The organism is Streptomyces glaucescens (assembly GCF_000761215.1).
In the GTDB taxonomy this organism is placed as follows: Bacteria; Actinomycetota; Actinomycetes; order Streptomycetales; family Streptomycetaceae; genus Streptomyces; species Streptomyces glaucescens_B.
This window is the reverse complement of the sequence record NZ_CP009438.1, coordinates 2031277-2047727: the sequence shown is the minus strand read 5'-3', so window position 1 is coordinate 2047727 and position 16451 is coordinate 2031277. Positions and strand designations below refer to the sequence as shown.

Below are 16451 nucleotides of genomic sequence, written 5' to 3'. Positions count from 1 at the left end.
TCCGGAGGCTGAGGGGAACGGGTGTGCGGGGACGGGGCGTTGGGCGGGCATGGAGCAGAGAATGCGAGCGGGGCATCAGGGGACGGGGCCCGGCGCGATCACCCCGGACGGCTGCGCGGTCGAGCTCTACGCACGCCTGCCGGCCGGGCCCGAGCCGGACATCATCGCCTCCGCGGTCCCGGCGGGAGCGAGCGTGCTCGAGCTGGGCAGCGGGGTGGGCCGGATGACGCACCCGCTTCTGGCGCGGGGGTACCGGGTGACGGCGGTCGACGAGTCCCCCGAGATGCTGGAGCGCGTCCGCGGGGCGCGTACGGTCCTCAGTCCGATCGAGGACCTGGACCTGGGCGAGACGTTCGACGCGGTGCTGCTGGCCTCGTTCCTCGTGCACACCGGGGACACGCGGGTGCGGCGCGGACTGCTGCGGACCTGCCTGCGGCACGTGGCGCCGGACGGCTGCGTGCTGATCCAGCGGGAGGGCGAGGACTACCACACGAAAGTCCCGCGCGAGCGGGTCGACCCCAGCGGGTTCACCGTGCGGATCGTGGCGTCGGACCCGGTCGGGGACGGCCTGCGTTCGGTGCGCGCGGAGTACGAGTTCCCGGACGCGACCTGGACCCAGACGTTCCGGGCCCGGCCCCTGACCGAGGAGCAGTTCGAGGAGGCACTGGCAGAGGCGGGGCTCACGGTGGACCGGTACCTCACGGACGACCGGACCTGGGTGAGGGCGGTGCCGCTGAGGGGCGAACCGTAGGGCCACGAGATCGCCGCCGGCACGCGGGTCCGTCTCCTCGGCGAGCGGGTCTTTCTCCCTCCTCCCGGTGGACGTCGTGACCGTGCGGTCAGCGCTCCGCGGGGCGGCCCCCCGGGGTCGCGTGGCCTCCGAAGCCGAAGCCCTTGAGGCCGCGGAGGCGTTCCAGCTCCCGGCGGTCGCGCTTGGTCGGACGGCCGGCGCCGCGGTCGCGGACACCGGCGGGGGCCACGGCCTCGCGGGGCGGGGGCGGCGGGCTGTTGTCGACGTAGCACTGCACGGCCACCGGGGCTCCGACCCGCTTGCGGATCAGGCGCTTGACGACCACGATCCGCTCCCGGCCCTCCTGCCGAAGGCGCACCTCGTCGCCGACCCGCACGGCATGGGCGGGCTTGACCCGCTCACCGTTCACCCGGACGTGCCCGCCCTTGCAGGCGGCTGAGCCCAGGGAACGGCTCTTGATGAGCCGGACCGCCCAGATCCAGCTGTCGATGCGCACGGTCTCCCCGTTCGCCGGGGCGGCGGCCTCGGCGGCGGCGATCGCGGCGGCGACCTTGGGGTCCACGGCGGGGGCCTGCGCCTCCACGGTGCGGCCCTCGCCTTCGCCGTTGCCCTCGTCGTTGCCGCCGCCGTCGGCCTCGGCGCCGGGTGACCGGGTGCCGCCGTCCACGGCGGCATACGCGGCGGTGTCCGGGGCGTCCGCGGCGGCCGGCTCGGCCGACGCCGGCGCAGGCACCTGCGCCTCTCGCGGGCCGGCGAGGGCCGTACCGTCCGGCCCGCGGCCGTCTGCGCCGTCCGTGCCGTGCCGGCGGTTCCCGCTGCGGCCGTCGCCCCTGTTCCTGTCCGTACGCTCGGAAGCCATGCCCCGACCTTAACTCCGCGCCCGTACCGTTGAGGCATGGACAGCCTGGCCGACCTGGACGCACGGATCGCGGGATGTGCCGCCTGCCCACGGCTGGTCGCCTGGCGGGAGGAGGTGGCCCGCACCAAGCGAGCCGCGTTCGCCGACTGGACGTACTGGGGCCGTCCCGTCCCGGGCTTCGGCCCGGGGGACGCCCGGCTGCTGATCGTCGGTCTCGCCCCGGCCGCGCACGGCGGCAACCGCACCGGCCGGATGTTCACCGGCGACCGCTCGGGGGACGTGCTCTACCAGGCGCTGCACGACGTGGGCCTCGCCTCCCAGCCCACCTCCGTGCGGCCCGGCGACGGCCTGGAGCTGTACGGCGTCCGCGTCACCGCGCCCGTGCACTGCGCGCCGCCCGAGAACAAGCCGACCCCGGGGGAGCGGGACACCTGCCGTTCCTGGCTCGTCCAGGAACTGCGACTGCTGCGGCCCACGCTGCGCACCGTGGTCGTGCTCGGCGCCTTCGGCTGGCAGGCCGCGCTGCCCGCGTTCGCCGAGGCGGGCTGGACCGTGCCGCGACCGCGCCCGGCGTTCGGGCACGGTGCCCACGTCCGGCTCTCCGCTCCCGCCGGCGCCGGGGGACCGGGCGGCGCCGAGGGCCCCGGCGGCCTCGACCTCTTCGGCTGTTTCCACGTGAGCCAGCGCAACACCTTCACCGGCCGCCTCACCCCCGCGATGCTGCGGGAGGTGCTGCGCACGGCGGCGGCCACGGCCGGACTTCCGGGCCGGACATAGGGCCCGCACGAGGAAGCGCACGCGGAACCGCGCCCTCGTGCGCATCCTGCCTGGCCGGGCAGCGAGCCGCGGGTCGTGGCCCGGGCCCGGGGACAGCGCGGGCGCCACCGGGGCCGCGGAGCTGCCGGCCGCGGCGACGGACGCGTACGCCCGCCCAGACCGGCGTGCAGCGCCGGCCCCCACCGCGGCGGCCGGCTCCGGCGGGGCGTCACCGCCGGACGGCGGGTCGGGGACCGGCTACGCGGCGCGCGGGCGCCAGACGTAGCGCACGTCCGGCTCCCGTTCCTCGTTCCCGCTGCCGTCCGTCCACTCGGCCGCGACGAAGCCGTGCCGCTCGTAGAAGCGCCGGGCGGGTCCGTTGACCTGGAAGGTCCACAGCTCGAGACCCTCCGGCCGGCGCTCCTTGGCCAGCGCGACGAACCGGTCGCCCAGACCGCGCCCGCGCCAGCCGGGGTCGAGGTACAGCTGCGACAGCTCCGCCCCGGCGAGCACCATCACCCCGGTCAGCCCGTCCGCCGCCTCGGCCACCCAGGTCTCGTGCCGGGGCACCACCACGCGCCGGAACCAGTCGCGGACCTCGTCGTCGGAGTGGGCCCGCACCACCCCGGGCAGTGCGGCGGCGAAGGACCGCAGCCATACGTCGGCGGCGGGCCGGGCGTCGGCCGCGGCGGCCCGGCGGATCACCACGGCCGGCGTCACGGACGCACCTCCCCGGGGACCACGGCGGTGGCCGTGATCTCCACGAGCTGCCCGGTGTAGCCGAGGCAGGCCACGCCCACGAGGGTCGACGAGTGCGGTCCGGCGCTCAGCCCGGAGGCGGTGACCACGTCCCACACCGCGGACAGCACGGCGGGATCGTCGCTCACCACGTACACGTCGGTCGCCACCACCCGCGTCACGTCGCTGCCCACGGCACTCAGCTGGCGTTCGAGATTGGCGATCACCTGCTCCGCCTGCCGCACCGGATCGCCCTCGCCGACCAGCCTGCCCTCCGCGTCGAGCGGCACGGCCCCGGCGAGGAACGCCAGTCTCGTGCCGGCCTCCACCACGGAGGCGTGGGAGTACCGCGGCGGTGGGAAGAGGCCGGGGACGGTGACGCGCTGGATCACGGGCGCTCCTGGATCTGTCGGGACGTACGGCGGGACCTCGGCCGATCATCCGGTGTCCCGCACCGGGCCCGCATCCGAATTCGGCCCGGACCCCCCGCACGCCGATGCGCGTCGTCGTCACCGAGGCCGGCCGGGCCCGGGCGGCGGGGGATCCGGCGCCTGCGCAGGGCGGCCGTGCGGGCCGCGGCCGAGCGCCGGGCGGCGGCGGCCGCCACCGCGCGGAACTCCTCGCCGCGTTCGGCGGCTTCCACGCGCTCCAGCCGGTAGAGGCCGATCTGCCGGGCGGTGCGGAAGAGCGGGTGCGGGCGCAGCACGTCGGGCTCGCCGAGGAGCTGGCGCACCAGCGCGGCGGTCCATCCCCTGGCCCGCAGCCCGGCCACCGACACCTGCGTCCGGGCCGGCCGGAGCCGCTGCGGCCGGCCGTCGCGCGACCTGTCCTGCGTCGTCATCCCTGTCCCCCTGAACCCTTGCCTTCCTCACACTGCGTGACGACTTCATTGATAACGCGCCCCACTGACAATCGGCCCCCCGTACCGCCCCGCCGGGGTGCGCCCACCGCGGCGGCCCTCGGACTCCCGCGGCTGACGGGCCCCGGCTACGCTGCCTCCGCCAGCCGTGCCGCCGAAGCCTCGCAGCCCTCGGAGCCGCCGATGCCCGCCCTCACCGACTCGGCCTTCCTCGACACCGTCGCCGACCGCCTCGCCGCCCTCCCCACCGTCGAGGCCGTCTCCCTCGGCGGCTCCCGCGCCCAGGGCACCCACCGCGCGGACAGCGACTGGGACCTCGGCATCTACTACCGGGGCCCCTTCGACCCCGCCGACCTGCGCGCGGTCGGCTGGGAGGGCGAGATCTCCGAGGTCGGAGGCTGGGGCGGCGGCGTGTTCAACGGAGGCGGCTGGCTGACCGTCGACGGCCGCCGGGTGGACGTCCACTACCGGGACCTCGACGTGGTCGAGCACGAGCTGGCCGAGGCCGAGCAGGGGCGGTTCCGGGTCGAGCCGCTGCTGTTCCACCTCGCCGGGATCCCCAGCTACCTGGTCGTCGCCGAACTCGCGGTCAACCGGCCCCTGCGCGGCACCCCGCCGCGTCCCGGCCGCTACCCGGACCGGCTCCGCCGCTCCGCCGCCGACCGCTGGCACGGCACCGCCCGCGCGACCCTCGCCTACGCCCGGGCCAACCACGCCCCCGCCGGGCGCCGCACCGAACTCGCCGGCGCGCTCGCCGTCGCCGCGACCCAGGCGGGCCACGCCGTGCTGGCGGCCAGGGGCGAGTGGATCACCAACGAGAAGCGGCTGCTGGAGCGGGCGGGACTGCGGGGCGTCGACGAGATCGTCGCGTCGCTGGGCCCGGCGGACCCGGACGCCCTGGGGGCCGCGGTCACGGCGGCGGAGACACTCCTCGACGCGCGCGTGGAGGAGGCCCGCGCGCAGTGCGCGCCTTGCACGCGCGCGTGAAGCGCGTGCCCGAGCCGCCCCGCGGAGCGGACGCCCCCGGCGCCGGCCGGGGCGGGCCCGGCCGGCCCCGCCCCGGGAAGGGGGTGCCGGCCACCGTCCGCCGGACTATCCGATCCGTACCCACACCGGCGCGTGGTCCGAGCCCGGTGCGTCCCGGCGGCCCGCCGGGTCCCCCTCGACCGAGGGCAGCCGGGGGGCCGTCTCGCCGGGCAGCCCGGTGCCCGCGGCCGTCACCCGGTGGACCAGGCGGTGGCTGAGCAGCACGTGGTCGATGAGTTCGCGGCGTCCGGACCGGACCCGCGAATAGCGCTGCCCGGCGGGGATGAACGGGGCCACGTTCCACAGCCGGGCCCCGTCGCCCAGGTCGGGCCGGTCGAAGCCGCCGGTGCCGGCCTCCGAGCCGGGCGGCCCGAGCAGGATCTGGGTGGTCGCCGCCTGCACCTCGTCGTTGAGGTCGCCCAGCACCACCACGTCACGCTCCCGGCCGTCGCCCCCGAGCAGCGCGTCGGCCAGCGCGCGCAGCGCCGTCGCCTCGGCGGCCCGCCGCTGCAGCGCGTAGGCGCCGTAGCGGGCGCGTTCCCCCTCGTCGTGCGGCTGGAAGCGGTTGACCGGGTAGGTCAGCAGCTTCGACTTCAGATGGGCGACCGCGACGCTCACGCCCTCCGTCGCCACGGCCAGCAGCCCGCGCCCGGCCGCCTGCGCGGTCCGTCCCGTGTCGTCCGTCTGCACCGGGCGCAGCGGGTCCGGGAACGCCGTCGTGTCGGCCAGCGGGCGCAGCGGCGTACGGCTGAGGAAACCCACCCGGATGCCCCGGGGGTCGGGATGCGCGGACACCGCGGTGTGCCACTCGCCGTCCAGCAGGCCGGCCAGGTCGGCCAGGGCCACCGGCTCGCCGATCTCCTGGAGCCCCAGCAGGTCCGGGTCCAGCTCGGTGATCACGGCGGCGAGGGCGGCGAGCTTGGTGTCGTACGCGGGCCGGTCCCGCGGGCCGAACAGCCCGCCGGGCCGGTAGAGGTTCTCCAGATTCCAGGTGCCTACCAGCATGCCGGGCCCCTTTCGCAGAACCTGGTGGCGGGCCGTGGTGGGGCCGGGCCGGGTGCCCGGCGGATCCCGCGGCCGGCCGGACCCGATGCGCGGTTCGGCCCACGACGCGGTACCACCCCGCCGTACGTTGGCGTGATGACGACTTCTCCCGCCGACCTCATCATCACGGGATGCACCGCCCTCGTGCACGTCGAAGGGCAGGCCGACCACGAGCGGATCGCCTTCCGGGACGACGCCGCGATCGTCGTGCGCGACGGGGTCGTCGCCGACGTCACCACGGCCGCGGACGCCGCCGGGCTGACCGCCGCCGAGCGCATCGACGCGCGCGGTCAGGTCGCGCTGCCCGGCCTGGTCAACTGCCACACGCACGCCCCGATGGTCGCGCTGCGCGGGGTCGCCGAGGACCTGCCCACCGAGGAGTGGTTCGACGACGTGGTGTGGCCCGTCGAGTCGAACCTCACCGCGCGGGACGTCGAACTGGGCGCGCGGCTGGCGTGCGCGGAGATGATCCGGGGCGGTGTCACCTGCTTCGCGGACCACTACTTCGCCATGGACGCGGTGGCGGCCGTCGTCGAGGAGTGCGGTATCCGCGCCCACCTGGGCGAGGCATTCTTCTCGTCGCAGGGCCCCGGGGGGCGGGAGCGTTCCCTGGAGTTCGCGCTACGGCACCGGGGCGGCGCCGGCGGCCGGATCACCACCGCCCTCGCCCCGCACGCCCCCTACACGGTCGATGACGCCGACCTCGCGGCGACCGCGGTCCTGGCCCGCGAGCACGGCCTGCCGGTGCACCTGCACGCCGCCGAGAACCGCGACCAGACCGAGGCCAGCCTCGCCCGGTGGGGCGCCACCCCGATCGAGGTCCTGGAGCGCACCGGTCTGCTCGACACCGACGTGCTGATCGCGCACGGCACCGGCATCACCGAGCGCGACCTGCCCGTCCTGGAGCGGGCCGGCGGGCGGGTCGCCGTCGCCAGCGCACCGCGCGGGTACCTGAAGTTCGCCTGGCCCACCACCACACCGGTGCGCGCCCTGCGCACGATCGGCGTGCCGGTGGGCTTCGCCACGGACGGCGCCGCCTCAAACAACTCCCTCGACGTCTGGGAGTCGATGGCGCTCACCGCCCTCGTCCAGAAGGCGGCCGAGGGCGACCCGCGCTGGCTGACCGCGCGTCAGGCCCTCCACCACGCCACCCTGCAGAGCGCCCGCGCGGTCGGCCTCGACGGCGTCGTCGGCTCCCTCGAGCCGGGGCACCGCGCGGACATCGTCCTGGTCGACCTCACCGGACCGCACACCCAGCCCGTGCACGACCTCCCCGCGACCCTGGTGCACAGCGCCCGCTCCTCCGACGTCCGCACCACGATCGTCGACGGCCGCGTCCTGATGCGCGACCGCGAGCTGCTGACGCTGGACGTGCCGTCGGTCGTCCGCGAGCTGGGGGAGCGGCTGCCCGCCCTCCTGGACCGGGGCCACGGGCGGCGCGTGCAGCGGTACGCCACGTGACCCGGACGGCGACGGGGACCTGACCCGGACGGTGACAGCGCGCCTGATCCGGGCGGCGGGAGGGTCCCGGATCCCGGCGGCCGGCGGGACGGCACGGCACCTGGCCGGAACGGCGGTCCGGAACCTGGCCGAAAACCGACCCTCCCCGTGCGGTGAGCGGCGCCCCGGGCGCCGGCCACCCCCTCGGAACACCCGCGCGAAGTGCGCACATTAGTTCCCAGCGGCGAGTGCGCAGAGTGACCTCAGGGGGAGCCGTGGCCCGCGTTCCCCGGGAGACGGCGTGCCATCAGTGGTGAATGGGTGTCAACTACGTCTCGGTCATGTCACCGCAGAGGCGTTTGACCTTCGACAGGCGTTAACTCGTACACGCACGAGGCTTACTGGAGGTGCACGGTGAACGGGCGAACGGTGATCGAGCGCTTTCCCGCCGGCGGTCCGCGCGGTTCGTGGCCGGCCGAGGAATTCGCGCACGCGCGGCGGGCGGAGGGTCTGCCGGCCGAGGTCGTCATGGACCTGGCCACGGACACGTTCCTGGTGATCGTCCGTGAGAAGGCCACCGCGGACGCCGCCGCCTGACCGCGTGGCGGACGGACGCCGTCCGCGCGGGTGCGGTGCTACGCGCCGACCACCTGAGACCAGCTCGGTGCCGTCCCGGTGAGCCGGCACAGGGTCAGGTACAGCGGTATCGGCGGGGTGTACGGAAGCTCGCCGTCCGGCCGGTGGATGAGGCGCGGCGCGTCGGGAACGACCGCGCCGATCGCGTACCGCGCGGGGGCGGGCCACTCCAGGGCGTAGTCGGACTCGGACGGGACGAGCCACCACCAGTGCGTGTCGTCGGCGTACACGCATCCCACGCGGGGCAGCCGGGGCAGCACCTCCGGGCCGAACCGGGCGGGCATCGCCACCGCGTCACAGCCCAGCGGGGCGCTCATCCCCTCGGGGACGCTCAGCCGGCCGGGCGTGGCCGGCGTGCCGGGCGTGTGCAGTCCGTGCCGCAGGCGGAGCAGTGTCTCCAGAGTGCGCACCTGGGCGCCGCCGGACGCGGGCGTCACACGGTTCCCCAGGCGCGGCCCCGCCCGGACGGGGGGACTCCCGGGGCCCCCGTCCGGTGGTGCGGGTCGGGCCGGGCGGTGGAGTGCTCCGGCGTGCCGCGGCCGTGCGGCGCGGCATGGGTGCGGACGTGCGCGGGGCCCGGGGTGTGGCCGTGCGGTGCGGGCGTACGGCCCTGCGGTGGCGCCGGGATGCGGCGGCCGCGCTCGTCGTCCGCCAGCAGGTCCTGGGCCTCCGCCTCGTCCTCCTCACCCGTGCCGCCGTCCGAGCGGGTCGGCTTGGGGCGGGCGCCCCAGCCCAGGTCGGCGTGCGGCGCGCGGTCCCGGCCGGGTGCCTCCGCCTGGCGGGGCAGCTCGGCCCAGACCAGCAGGCCGCCGGGTCCCTGCTCCTGGGCGCCCCAGGCGTGGCTCAGGGCGTCGACGAGAAGCAATCCCCTCCCGTGCTCCTCGTCGGGCCGTTGCGGGGACGGACAGGGCTCGCCCGGCGCGCATCCCTGGTCGCGCACGGCTATGCGCACCAGGTCGCCGCCGTCGTGCAGCTCGCAGACGACGACGTCGCTCGCGGTGTGCACGATGGCGTTGGTGACCAGCTCGGACACCACCAGGGCGGCCGAGTCACAGGTGTCCTCGCAGACCGACCAGCCGGTCAGACGCGCCCGGGTCAGGCGTCTGGCCTGCGCGGGCGAGCCCGGGTGCGCGGCCAGCTCGAAACGGAACCGGCGCTCGGCGGCGCCCCCGGAGGGGACGGCTGCCTCCCCCGCGCTCGACCAGGGCCGAGCGGGGGAACCCCCATCGGCACCGAGACCGAGGGGGCGGTCTGCGGTGGCGTCTGTTCCTAAGGGCGCGGACGGAATCACGCTTGCCACTATCTCCCCGGCCTGAACACTTGGCAAGTGTCACTCTGAAAATTGCAGAGTGCGGTGTGACTCTTTGAACGGCCATGGCACACTGCTCGCAACAGCACGTCGAGCGGCGCCACTTGGGATCGCCGAAGGTCAGTACCGACCGCTTCCGGCCGGTACCGCCCGGTTTTCGACCGGTGTCGACCGGCCAGATCTGGCCGGTTCGAACCTTCGAACAGGTCTTCGGTTGGCGCCGCCGGGCTGTCCGGAATTCCTTACTGGAGGTGGGTGGAGCGTGAGCGAACCGCGGTCCGCGCCGACGGTCGGCCAGGTCGTCCTCGGCCGGCGCCTGCAGGACCTGCGGGAACGCGCGGGCCTCAAGCGCGAGGAGGCCGCCCGCGTCCTCCACGTCGCCCCCGCCACGGTCCGGCGCATGGAGACCGCCGAGGTCGCGCTCAAGATCCCGTACGTCCAGCTCCTCCTGAAGGCCTACGGCGTCCCCGACGACGAGGCCGAGGCGTTCGTCCGGCTGGCCGAGGACGCCAACCGGCCCGGCTGGTGGCAGCGCTTCCACGACATCCTGCCCGGCTGGTTCTCCATGTACGTCAGCCTGGAGGGCGCGGCCGCCCTCATCCGCAGCTACGAACCGCACTTCGTCCCCGGCCTGCTCCAGACCGAGGACTACGCGCGCGGGGTCCTCACCTCGGGAGCCGTCGGCCAGACCCGCCCCGAGGACATCGAGCGGCACGTCGCCCTGCGCATGCAACGCCAGGAACTGCTCACCCGTCCGGACGCCCCGCGGCTCTGGATGGTGATGGACGAGACGGCGCTGCGCCGCCCGGTCGGCGGCCCGGAGGTGATGCGCGCGCAGATCGACAGGCTGCTCGACGCCACGAAGCTGCCCCACGTGACGCTGCAGGTCGTCCCGTTCTCCACCGGGCCGCATCCCGGCACCTACGGGCCCTTCGTGCTGTTCCGATTCGCCATGCCCGAACTGCCGGACATGGTCTACAGCGAGTACCTGACCGGCGCCGTCTACCTGGACGCGCGCGCCGAGGTGGCGACCCACCTGGAGGTCATGGACCGCATGGCGGCGCAGGCCGCCACGGCACAACGCACGAAGGAGATCCTGCGGGATCTCCGCAAGGAGCTGTGAATGGATCGCATCACGTCCCAGCCCCAGCCGAGGGTCCGCGCGGAGCGGATCTACAACGGCATGCCCGCGCGGGAGCTGGGCAGCGAGGGCTGGCACAAGCCGTGGAGCGGCGGCAACGGGGGCAACTGCCTGGAGGCGATGAAACTTGCCGACGGCCGCATAGCCGTCCGGCAGTCCACCGATCCGGACGGGCCGGCGCTGATCTACACCACCGACGAGATGACGGCGTTCATCGAGGGCGCCAAGGCGGGGGTGGCGGACTTCCTCCTGTCGTGAACGGGTCCTTTCGTTCCTCGTCCTCTCCGCACTCCCGTCCCCGCTTCCGCACCGCCTGACCGGTCTGCTCGTCTCCCTGCTCCCGGCACCGGACCGATGACGCCGTGCGCCCCCTGCCTCAGGCCGGCGGCAGCACCCCGCACAGTGCCTCCAGCGCCGCCGCGTACGCGTGCTCGGAGGGCGTCGCATAGCCCACGACCAGCCCGTCCGTGACCGGCCCGTCCGTGGCGAGCGGGTCCGGCGCCGTCACGGGGGCCTGCGGGTGGCGGAACTCGCCCAGGCCGTCGAGGGCGATCCCCTGCCATGTGGCCGCCTTGACGGCGGACCGCTCGGTGCCCGGCGGCAGCCGCAGCACGGCGTGCAGACCCGCCGCCACTCCGGTGACCCCGATGTGCGGCGCCCGCTCCGCGAGCGCGGCCACGAGCCGGTCCCGGCGACTGCGGTACCGCTGCCGCATGCGGCGCACATGACGGTCGTACGCCCCGCGGGCGAGGAAGTCGGCGAGGCTCAGCTGGTCCAGCACGCTCGCCCACGCCTCCCGCTCGCCCTTGGCCGCGAGCACGGCGTCCACGTACCGCTCCGGCAGCACCATCCAGCCCAGCCGCAGCGCCGGCGACAGGCTCTTGCTGACCGAGCCGAGGTAGACGACCCGCTCCGGGTCGAGGCCCTGGACCGCGCCGACGGGCTTGCGGTCGTAGCGGAACTCCCCGTCGTAGTCGTCCTCCAGGACCAGCCCGCCACGCGCGCGGGCCCAGTCGACCACGGCCGCCCGGCGCGCGGGGTGCAGCGGCCCGCCGGTGGGGAACTGGTGGGCGGGCGTGAGCAGTACGGCCCGCTCCCGGGCCAGCAGGTCCACCCGCGCGCCGTCCCCGTCCAGGGGCAGCGGGACGGTGCGGACGCCCGCCGCGGCCAGCAGGCCGCGGTGGAACGAGAGCCCGTAGGACTCGACGGCCAGCGGACCGCGCAGCACGGCCGCGCCGCCGCCGGGGCCGCCGGGGTGGAACAGCAGCCGCAGGGCGTGCGCGAAACCGGAGCAGATGACGATGCGCTCCGGCGCGGTGCGTACCCCGCGCGCGCGTGCCAGGTACTCGGTCAGCGCCTCGCGCAGCTCCCGGCGACCCGCAGGATCACCGGGTCCGAACACCTCGTTGGGAGCCTGCTGGAGGGCGCGGCGGTAGGAGGCCAGCCATTCCGCGCGGGGGAACGCCGACGCGTCCGGGGTGCCCTGACGCAGGTCGTACCGGGGACCACGCGCGCGTGGCGGTGACTTCTTGGGCACCCGCCCGGCGGCCTTGAGGGGCTCGGCGCGGTCGGCGACCCGGGTGCCGGATCCCTGACGGGCGGTCAGCCAGCCCTCCGCCACCAGTTCGGCGTAGGCGTCGGCCACCGTGTTGCGGGCGACACCGAGATCGGCGGCGAGCGAACGGTAGGGCGGCAGCCGGGTGCCGGGCGCCAATCGTCCGCTGCGTACGGCCTCGCGCAGCGCCCGGATGAGCGCGGCCCGCCGGCCGCCCGGACCCGACAGCTCCAGGTGCAGATCGGCACCGATGCGTTCCGCCTCATTGACCCACGAATCAGCCACGGAAGTGCACCCTACCGCCGGTCTTTGCGAGCCGTAGGTTGACGCCATGACGACGCAGACGACACAGGCGACACAGGCGACGCGGACCGCGCACGACGGGCAGGACGGGGAGACGACGGGGGCCGCGCGGACCGCGCGGACGATCCGGGCGGCGCACGAGACCCGGGTCGGCCCCGCCGGCGCGGCGGCGGCCCCGGCCGCGGACCCCTCGGCCGGGGGGCGGCCCCGCCTGGACTTCGCCCGCTCCGCTCCCAAGGCGTTCCGCGCCCTGGTCGGCTTCGACGCCGCCGCCCGCGCGGGCCTCGACCCGGCACTGGTCGAACTGATCCAGATCCGCGCCTCGCACCTCAACCACTGCGCGTACTGCCTCCACATGCACACGAGCGACGCGCGCCGGGCCGGTGAGAGCGAGGAACGGCTGCACATGGTCGCCGTGTGGCGCGAGGCCCGGCACTTCTTCACCCCGCGCGAACAGGCCGCCCTCGCCCTCACGGAAGCCGTGACGCTGGTGGCCGACCGCGGGGTCCCGGACGAGGTCTACGCCGAGGCCGCGGCCCGGTTCGACGACGAGGAACTGGGCCAGGTGCTGGCGCTGATCTCCGCGATCAACACCTGGAACCGGGTCGCCCTGGCCACGGCGAAGCGCGCCGGCACGGACGAACGCCGCCGCTGACGGCTCGCCCTGGTCGACGGGGTCCCGCCCTGGTCGACGGGCTCCCGCCCCGGTCACACACCCATCGGCCGGTCGTACGGCCCGATCGGTGCGGGGAGGCGGGTGCTGCCCGTCAGGTGGCGGTCGACGGCGGCGGCCACCGCCCGCCCCTCCGCGATCGCCCACACGATCAGCGACTGCCCCCGGGCCGCGTCCCCGGCCGCGAACACCCCGGGCACCCCGGTCGCGAAGCCGCCGTCCCGGGCGAGGGTGCCCCGCGGGTCCACGGCCAGTCCGAGCTGATCGACGACGCCGTCCTCCCGGTCCGGTCCCAGGAAGCCGAGGGCGAGCAGCACCAGGTCGGCGGGGAGCGTCCGGTCCGTCCCCGGACGCGGGCTGCGCCGCGCGTCCACCTCGACGAGATGGAGCGCGCGCACATGTCCGGCCGCGTCGCCCGTGAGCCGCAGCGTCGACGCCGCGAACAGCCGGGCGTCCGCGTCCGCCGCCGGTGCCGTCCGCAGTGCCCCGGCCTCCTCGTGGGCGGCGGACAGCCGGTAGACCCGCGGGTACGTCGGCCACGGCTCGGTGTCCTCGTCGCGCTCGGTGCCGGGCCGGGCGTAGATGTCGAGCTGGGTCACGGACGCGGCACCCTCCCGCACCGCCGTACCCAGACAGTCGGCTCCCGTGTCGCCGCCGCCGACGATGACCACGTGCTTCCCGGCGGCGGACAGCGGCGAGGTCTCCAGATCGCCCTCGCGCACCCGGTTGGCCAGCGGCAGGTACTCCATCGCCTGGTGCACCCCCGCCAACCCGCGTCCCGGCACCGGCAGTTCCCGCCAGGCCGTGGCCCCCGTGGCGATCACCACGGCGTCGTGGCGGGCCCGCAGCTCCGCCGCGTCGACGTCCCGCCCGACCGCCGTGGAGGTGCGGAACCTCGTGCCCTCGGCCCGCATCTGCTCCAGCCGCCGCTCCAGGTGGTGCTTCTCCATCTTGAACGCGGGGATGCCGTAGCGCATCAGGCCGCCGGGCCGGTCGGCCTTCTCGTACACGACGACCGTGTGCCCCGCCCGGGTGAGCTGCTGGGCGGCGGCCAGCCCGGTGGGGCCGGAGCCGACCACCGCGACCGTCCGCCCGGACAGCCGGTCCGGCGGGCGCGGCGGCGCGAACCCCTCCTCCCAGGCGCGGTCGGCGATCGCGCACTCCACGTTCTTGATGGTCACGGCCGGCTGGTTGATGGCGAGCACACATCCCGCTTCGCACGGCGCCGGGCACAACCGGCCGGTGAACTCGGGGAAGTTGTTGGTGGCGTGCAGCCGGTCCGCCGCGTCCCGCCAGTCCGCGCGGGCGACCAGGTCGTTCCACTCGGGGATCAGATTGCCCAGCGGACAGGCGTGGTGGCAGAACGGGACTCCGCAGTCCATGCAGCGACCGGCCTGCCCACCGATGATCGGCAGCAGCGCGCCCGGGACGTACACCTCGTTCCAGTCCCGCACCCGTTCCGTGACGGGGCGGCGGGGCCAGTCCCGGCGGGGCGTGGTCATGAATCCCTTGGGATCGGCCATGGCCGGCTCCCTACGCTTCCTGGCGTACGTTTCTCGCGCACGCGTGCGGCGGCCGTACGGCATCGGCGGCACTCCTGCGGACACGATACGTCCCGGTCGCGGTGTGCGCAGAGGGGCGGAGAGCGGTTCCTGCGGGCACTCCGGGCCCGTGTGCCCGAAGCCGCGCCTCAGGGGCGTCGAACGTCCTCCTCGGCCTCGGGCCCCTCCGGGAGCCCACGGGCGTCCGGTCCCCGGGTCACGTCAGCGCCAGCGCGTACGCGAGCGTGGCGGCGGCCGAGGCGACCGTCCGGACGTGGTTCCAGGCCGTCCACTCGCGCAGGTACGACGGCCAGTACGCGGCGGCCTCCGCCGCACCCGGCCGCAGCCGCGCCAGCGCCTCGTTGCGGGGCACGTTGGCAGCCGCCGTGACCCCGAAGGAACCGAACAGGTACAGGGCGCTGCCCAGCAGCAGTTCCGGCGCGCCCTGCCGAGGCCACAGCACGAACGTCACCACGGCGATCACCGAGCACAGCACCGTGGAGCCGAGGAAGACGGCCATGAAGGCCGGTCGCAGCGCAGCCGTGTTGACCGCCTGGATCGCGGCGACACCCTGCGCCGCCGGCAGGGCGGCCAGCCCGCGCATCACGAAGGCGGAGAAGGCGCAGAAGACGCCGGCCACCAGGCCGGTCCCGAGCAGCCCCAGCACCGTGAGCACGAAGAACGGTCCGTCGATCATGTCGCCCTCATCCTCCTGCCCGGACCGTCCGCCCACCGTCCGGCCACCGCTCGCTCCGTACGTCCTCGCCTATTGCCCTCCCAGTCAAGCCGGGGCCGGGATGCCCGGGCCATGCCCGGGCGCCGCATGCCCATAAGCGAGCGTCCAGAATGCCGTCCGGCGGCCACCGCCCCCACGCCGCTTCCCGGTGTCGCGGCGGCGCGGCCTTCGGCGTCGCGGCGGCGCGGCCTCATCCGGCCGAGTCGATGCCGGCTTCCCGCCAGTCCCGGAGCACCGTCTCCACGTCCGCCGCGATCCGCCTGCGCGCCTCGTGCCGGGGCACCCCGTTCATCAGCAGCCGGTCGTACGCCGTGTCCACATGCCGTACGGAGGCCACGACCGCCGAGACCACCGCCCCCTCGGACAGCGCGCGGCCCGCCGCGCTGCGGCCCACCCGTCCGCTGCCCCGCAGCGAGGCGTGCGCGGCGATCTCCCGCGCCCGCCCGGCCGGACAGCCGGGGAACAGCCGTCGTATCTGCGCCGCGAACGCCTCGGCGAACCGCGCGTCCTGCTCCGCGCGCCGCCGCGCGTCCCGCGTCCGCCGCCGGCGCCGCACGTCCGCGTCCGCCAGGCAGCGGCGCTCGGCCCGGGCCAGCCCCGTCGCCTCCACGAGCACACCCTGCCGCTCATAGCGGCCCTTGCGCCGGTTGAACCGTACGACCACCACCGACAGCCCGCTCGCCTCGCGCGCCCTGCGGGTGAGCGCCGTGTCGCCGCGCGGCAGGAACACCAGGTGCCCGAGGTCGGCGCAGTCCGGGCAGCGCGGCACTCCGTCCTCCAGGACGAGCAGCGGCAGCGGCCCGCGCCGGCACGCGGCACACCGCCTGCGCCGCAACGGCTGGACGGCGAGAAGTCCCGGGCGGGCTCCGGGAGTTCCGGGAGTTCCGGGCAGGGTGGTCATGTCCCGTTCATGCCCCCGGGCCCAGGGGCACTACGCCGCCGCTCCGGCGCCCCCTGCCGCACAGCGGGGGAGCCCGAAGCATCCGCAGTACGGCGCGTGGTAGCCGGAGTGAGACCGCCGCCACGAGCGCAATCGCCGCCCGGAGGATGCCGTCGCCTGGTGCGGGGCCGCGGGCTCGCCACG

General features: G+C 75.6%; 18 protein-coding genes and 1 pseudogene. 8 read left to right on the top strand and 11 right to left on the bottom strand.

Going from position 1 to position 16451, the window contains the following annotated elements:
* Positions 1–61 precede the first annotated feature (61 nt).
* Complete coding sequence (locus SGLAU_RS08895) at positions 62–751, top strand: class I SAM-dependent methyltransferase (RefSeq protein WP_043499922.1); 690 nt, start codon at positions 62–64, stop codon at positions 749–751.
* Positions 752–839: 88 nt separating this feature from the next.
* Here the strand turns inward: SGLAU_RS08895 and SGLAU_RS08890 are convergent, their stop codons facing one another.
* Positions 840–1418, bottom strand: coding sequence for an RNA-binding S4 domain-containing protein (locus tag SGLAU_RS08890; RefSeq protein WP_078958032.1), 579 nt, complete (start codon positions 1416–1418; stop codon positions 840–842).
* A 228-nt stretch (positions 1419–1646) separates the two neighbouring features.
* Between SGLAU_RS08890 and SGLAU_RS08885 the strand changes: the two genes are divergently transcribed.
* Positions 1647–2387, top strand: coding sequence for a uracil-DNA glycosylase (locus SGLAU_RS08885; protein ID WP_043499920.1), 741 nt, complete (start codon positions 1647–1649; stop codon positions 2385–2387).
* 237 nt (positions 2388–2624) lie between these two features.
* On the opposite strand, the gene SGLAU_RS08875 is transcribed toward SGLAU_RS08885, so the two are convergent.
* Genes SGLAU_RS08875 through SGLAU_RS35890 form a run of 3 tightly spaced genes read right to left on the bottom strand, consistent with a single transcriptional unit; the run spans position 2625 to position 3945 of the window.
* Positions 2625–3086, bottom strand: a complete 462-nt coding sequence (locus SGLAU_RS08875) for a GNAT family N-acetyltransferase (RefSeq protein WP_043499917.1) — start codon at positions 3084–3086, stop codon at positions 2625–2627.
* Positions 3083–3496 (bottom strand): RidA family protein, encoded by a 414-nt coding sequence (locus SGLAU_RS08870; protein ID WP_043499916.1) that lies wholly within the window; start codon positions 3494–3496, stop codon positions 3083–3085. Before SGLAU_RS08870 ends, SGLAU_RS08875 begins: the two co-directional genes overlap by 4 nt.
* Positions 3493–3945, bottom strand: coding sequence for a hypothetical protein (locus SGLAU_RS35890; protein ID WP_052413679.1), 453 nt, complete (start codon positions 3943–3945; stop codon positions 3493–3495). Before SGLAU_RS35890 ends, SGLAU_RS08870 begins: the two co-directional genes overlap by 4 nt.
* A gap of 201 nt (positions 3946–4146) precedes the next feature.
* Here SGLAU_RS35890 and SGLAU_RS08860 point away from each other — a divergent pair, with 201 nt between their 5' ends.
* Positions 4147–4950, top strand: a complete 804-nt coding sequence (locus tag SGLAU_RS08860; protein ID WP_043499914.1) for a nucleotidyltransferase domain-containing protein — start codon at positions 4147–4149, stop codon at positions 4948–4950.
* 105 nt (positions 4951–5055) lie between these two features.
* Here the strand turns inward: SGLAU_RS08860 and SGLAU_RS08855 are convergent, their stop codons facing one another.
* The gene (locus tag SGLAU_RS08855) at positions 5056–5994 is read right to left on the bottom strand and encodes an endonuclease/exonuclease/phosphatase family protein (protein ID WP_043499912.1); all 939 of its coding nucleotides are present in this window, start codon (positions 5992–5994) and stop codon (positions 5056–5058) included.
* 135 nt (positions 5995–6129) lie between these two features.
* On the opposite strand from SGLAU_RS08855, the gene SGLAU_RS08850 reads away from it, so the two are divergent.
* On the top strand, positions 6130–7494 hold the full coding sequence (locus SGLAU_RS08850; RefSeq protein ID WP_043499910.1) for an amidohydrolase: 1365 nt from the start codon (positions 6130–6132) through the stop codon (positions 7492–7494).
* Positions 7495–7887: 393 nt separating this feature from the next.
* Positions 7888–8070: a hypothetical protein gene (locus tag SGLAU_RS08845; RefSeq protein WP_043499908.1), complete on the top strand. Its 183-nt coding sequence runs from the start codon at positions 7888–7890 to the stop codon at positions 8068–8070.
* Between the two features lie 38 nt (positions 8071–8108).
* On the opposite strand, the gene SGLAU_RS08840 is transcribed toward SGLAU_RS08845, so the two are convergent.
* Positions 8109–8546, bottom strand: coding sequence for a hypothetical protein (locus SGLAU_RS08840; protein WP_043499906.1), 438 nt, complete (start codon positions 8544–8546; stop codon positions 8109–8111).
* Between the two features lie 200 nt (positions 8547–8746).
* Positions 8747–9436: pseudogene (locus tag SGLAU_RS35885) on the bottom strand (ATP-binding protein); the annotation flags it as partial.
* Between the two features lie 244 nt (positions 9437–9680).
* On the opposite strand from SGLAU_RS35885, the gene SGLAU_RS08830 reads away from it, so the two are divergent.
* Together SGLAU_RS08830 and SGLAU_RS08825 are read left to right on the top strand one after the other, a co-directional pair.
* Positions 9681–10541 (top strand): helix-turn-helix domain-containing protein, encoded by an 861-nt coding sequence (locus tag SGLAU_RS08830; RefSeq protein WP_043499904.1) that lies wholly within the window; start codon positions 9681–9683, stop codon positions 10539–10541.
* Complete coding sequence (locus SGLAU_RS08825) at positions 10542–10817, top strand: DUF397 domain-containing protein (RefSeq protein WP_043499903.1); 276 nt, start codon at positions 10542–10544, stop codon at positions 10815–10817.
* Between the two features lie 118 nt (positions 10818–10935).
* Here SGLAU_RS08825 and SGLAU_RS08820 read toward each other — a convergent pair whose 3' ends face one another.
* Positions 10936–12399 carry a PLP-dependent aminotransferase family protein gene (locus SGLAU_RS08820; RefSeq protein WP_043499902.1) on the bottom strand — a complete coding sequence of 488 codons (1464 nt, stop codon included), beginning with the start codon at positions 12397–12399 and terminating at the stop codon, positions 10936–10938.
* Positions 12400–12628: 229 nt separating this feature from the next.
* Here SGLAU_RS08820 and SGLAU_RS08815 point away from each other — a divergent pair, with 229 nt between their 5' ends.
* Positions 12629–13072, top strand: coding sequence for a carboxymuconolactone decarboxylase family protein (locus SGLAU_RS08815; RefSeq protein ID WP_063838924.1), 444 nt, complete (start codon positions 12629–12631; stop codon positions 13070–13072).
* A 53-nt stretch (positions 13073–13125) separates the two neighbouring features.
* Here SGLAU_RS08815 and SGLAU_RS08810 read toward each other — a convergent pair whose 3' ends face one another.
* The 3 genes from SGLAU_RS08810 to SGLAU_RS08800 form a co-directional block, all read right to left on the bottom strand.
* A complete protein-coding gene (locus SGLAU_RS08810; protein ID WP_043499896.1) occupies positions 13126–14613 on the bottom strand; it encodes a glutamate synthase subunit beta in 1488 nt (495 codons plus the stop codon).
* Between the two features lie 235 nt (positions 14614–14848).
* Entirely contained in the window at positions 14849–15328 is a 480-nt protein-coding gene (locus tag SGLAU_RS08805) for a DUF1772 domain-containing protein (RefSeq protein ID WP_043499894.1), read from the bottom strand.
* A gap of 229 nt (positions 15329–15557) precedes the next feature.
* Positions 15558–16268 (bottom strand): DUF2293 domain-containing protein, encoded by a 711-nt coding sequence (locus tag SGLAU_RS08800; protein WP_078957642.1) that lies wholly within the window; start codon positions 16266–16268, stop codon positions 15558–15560.
* Positions 16269–16451 lie beyond the last annotated feature (183 nt).

Excerpts from the sequence above, each read along its gene's own strand:
- SGLAU_RS08895 (WP_043499922.1), top strand. The coding sequence starts at position 62 with ATGCGAGCGGGGCATCAGGGGACGGGGCCCGGCGCGATCACCCCGGAC.
- SGLAU_RS08885 (WP_043499920.1), top strand. The coding sequence starts at position 1,647 with ATGGACAGCCTGGCCGACCTGGACGCACGGATCGCGGGATGTGCCGCC.
- SGLAU_RS35890 (WP_052413679.1), bottom strand. The coding sequence starts at position 3,945 with ATGACGACGCAGGACAGGTCGCGCGACGGCCGGCCGCAGCGGCTCCGG.
- SGLAU_RS08860 (WP_043499914.1), top strand. The coding sequence starts at position 4,147 with ATGCCCGCCCTCACCGACTCGGCCTTCCTCGACACCGTCGCCGACCGC.
- SGLAU_RS08855 (WP_043499912.1), bottom strand. The coding sequence starts at position 5,994 with ATGCTGGTAGGCACCTGGAATCTGGAGAACCTCTACCGGCCCGGCGGG.
- SGLAU_RS08850 (WP_043499910.1), top strand. The coding sequence starts at position 6,130 with ATGACGACTTCTCCCGCCGACCTCATCATCACGGGATGCACCGCCCTC.
- SGLAU_RS08825 (WP_043499903.1), top strand. The coding sequence starts at position 10,542 with ATGGATCGCATCACGTCCCAGCCCCAGCCGAGGGTCCGCGCGGAGCGG.
- SGLAU_RS08810 (WP_043499896.1), bottom strand. The coding sequence starts at position 14,613 with ATGGCCGATCCCAAGGGATTCATGACCACGCCCCGCCGGGACTGGCCC.
- SGLAU_RS08805 (WP_043499894.1), bottom strand. The coding sequence starts at position 15,328 with ATGATCGACGGACCGTTCTTCGTGCTCACGGTGCTGGGGCTGCTCGGG.
- SGLAU_RS08800 (WP_078957642.1), bottom strand. The coding sequence starts at position 16,268 with ATGACCACCCTGCCCGGAACTCCCGGAACTCCCGGAGCCCGCCCGGGA.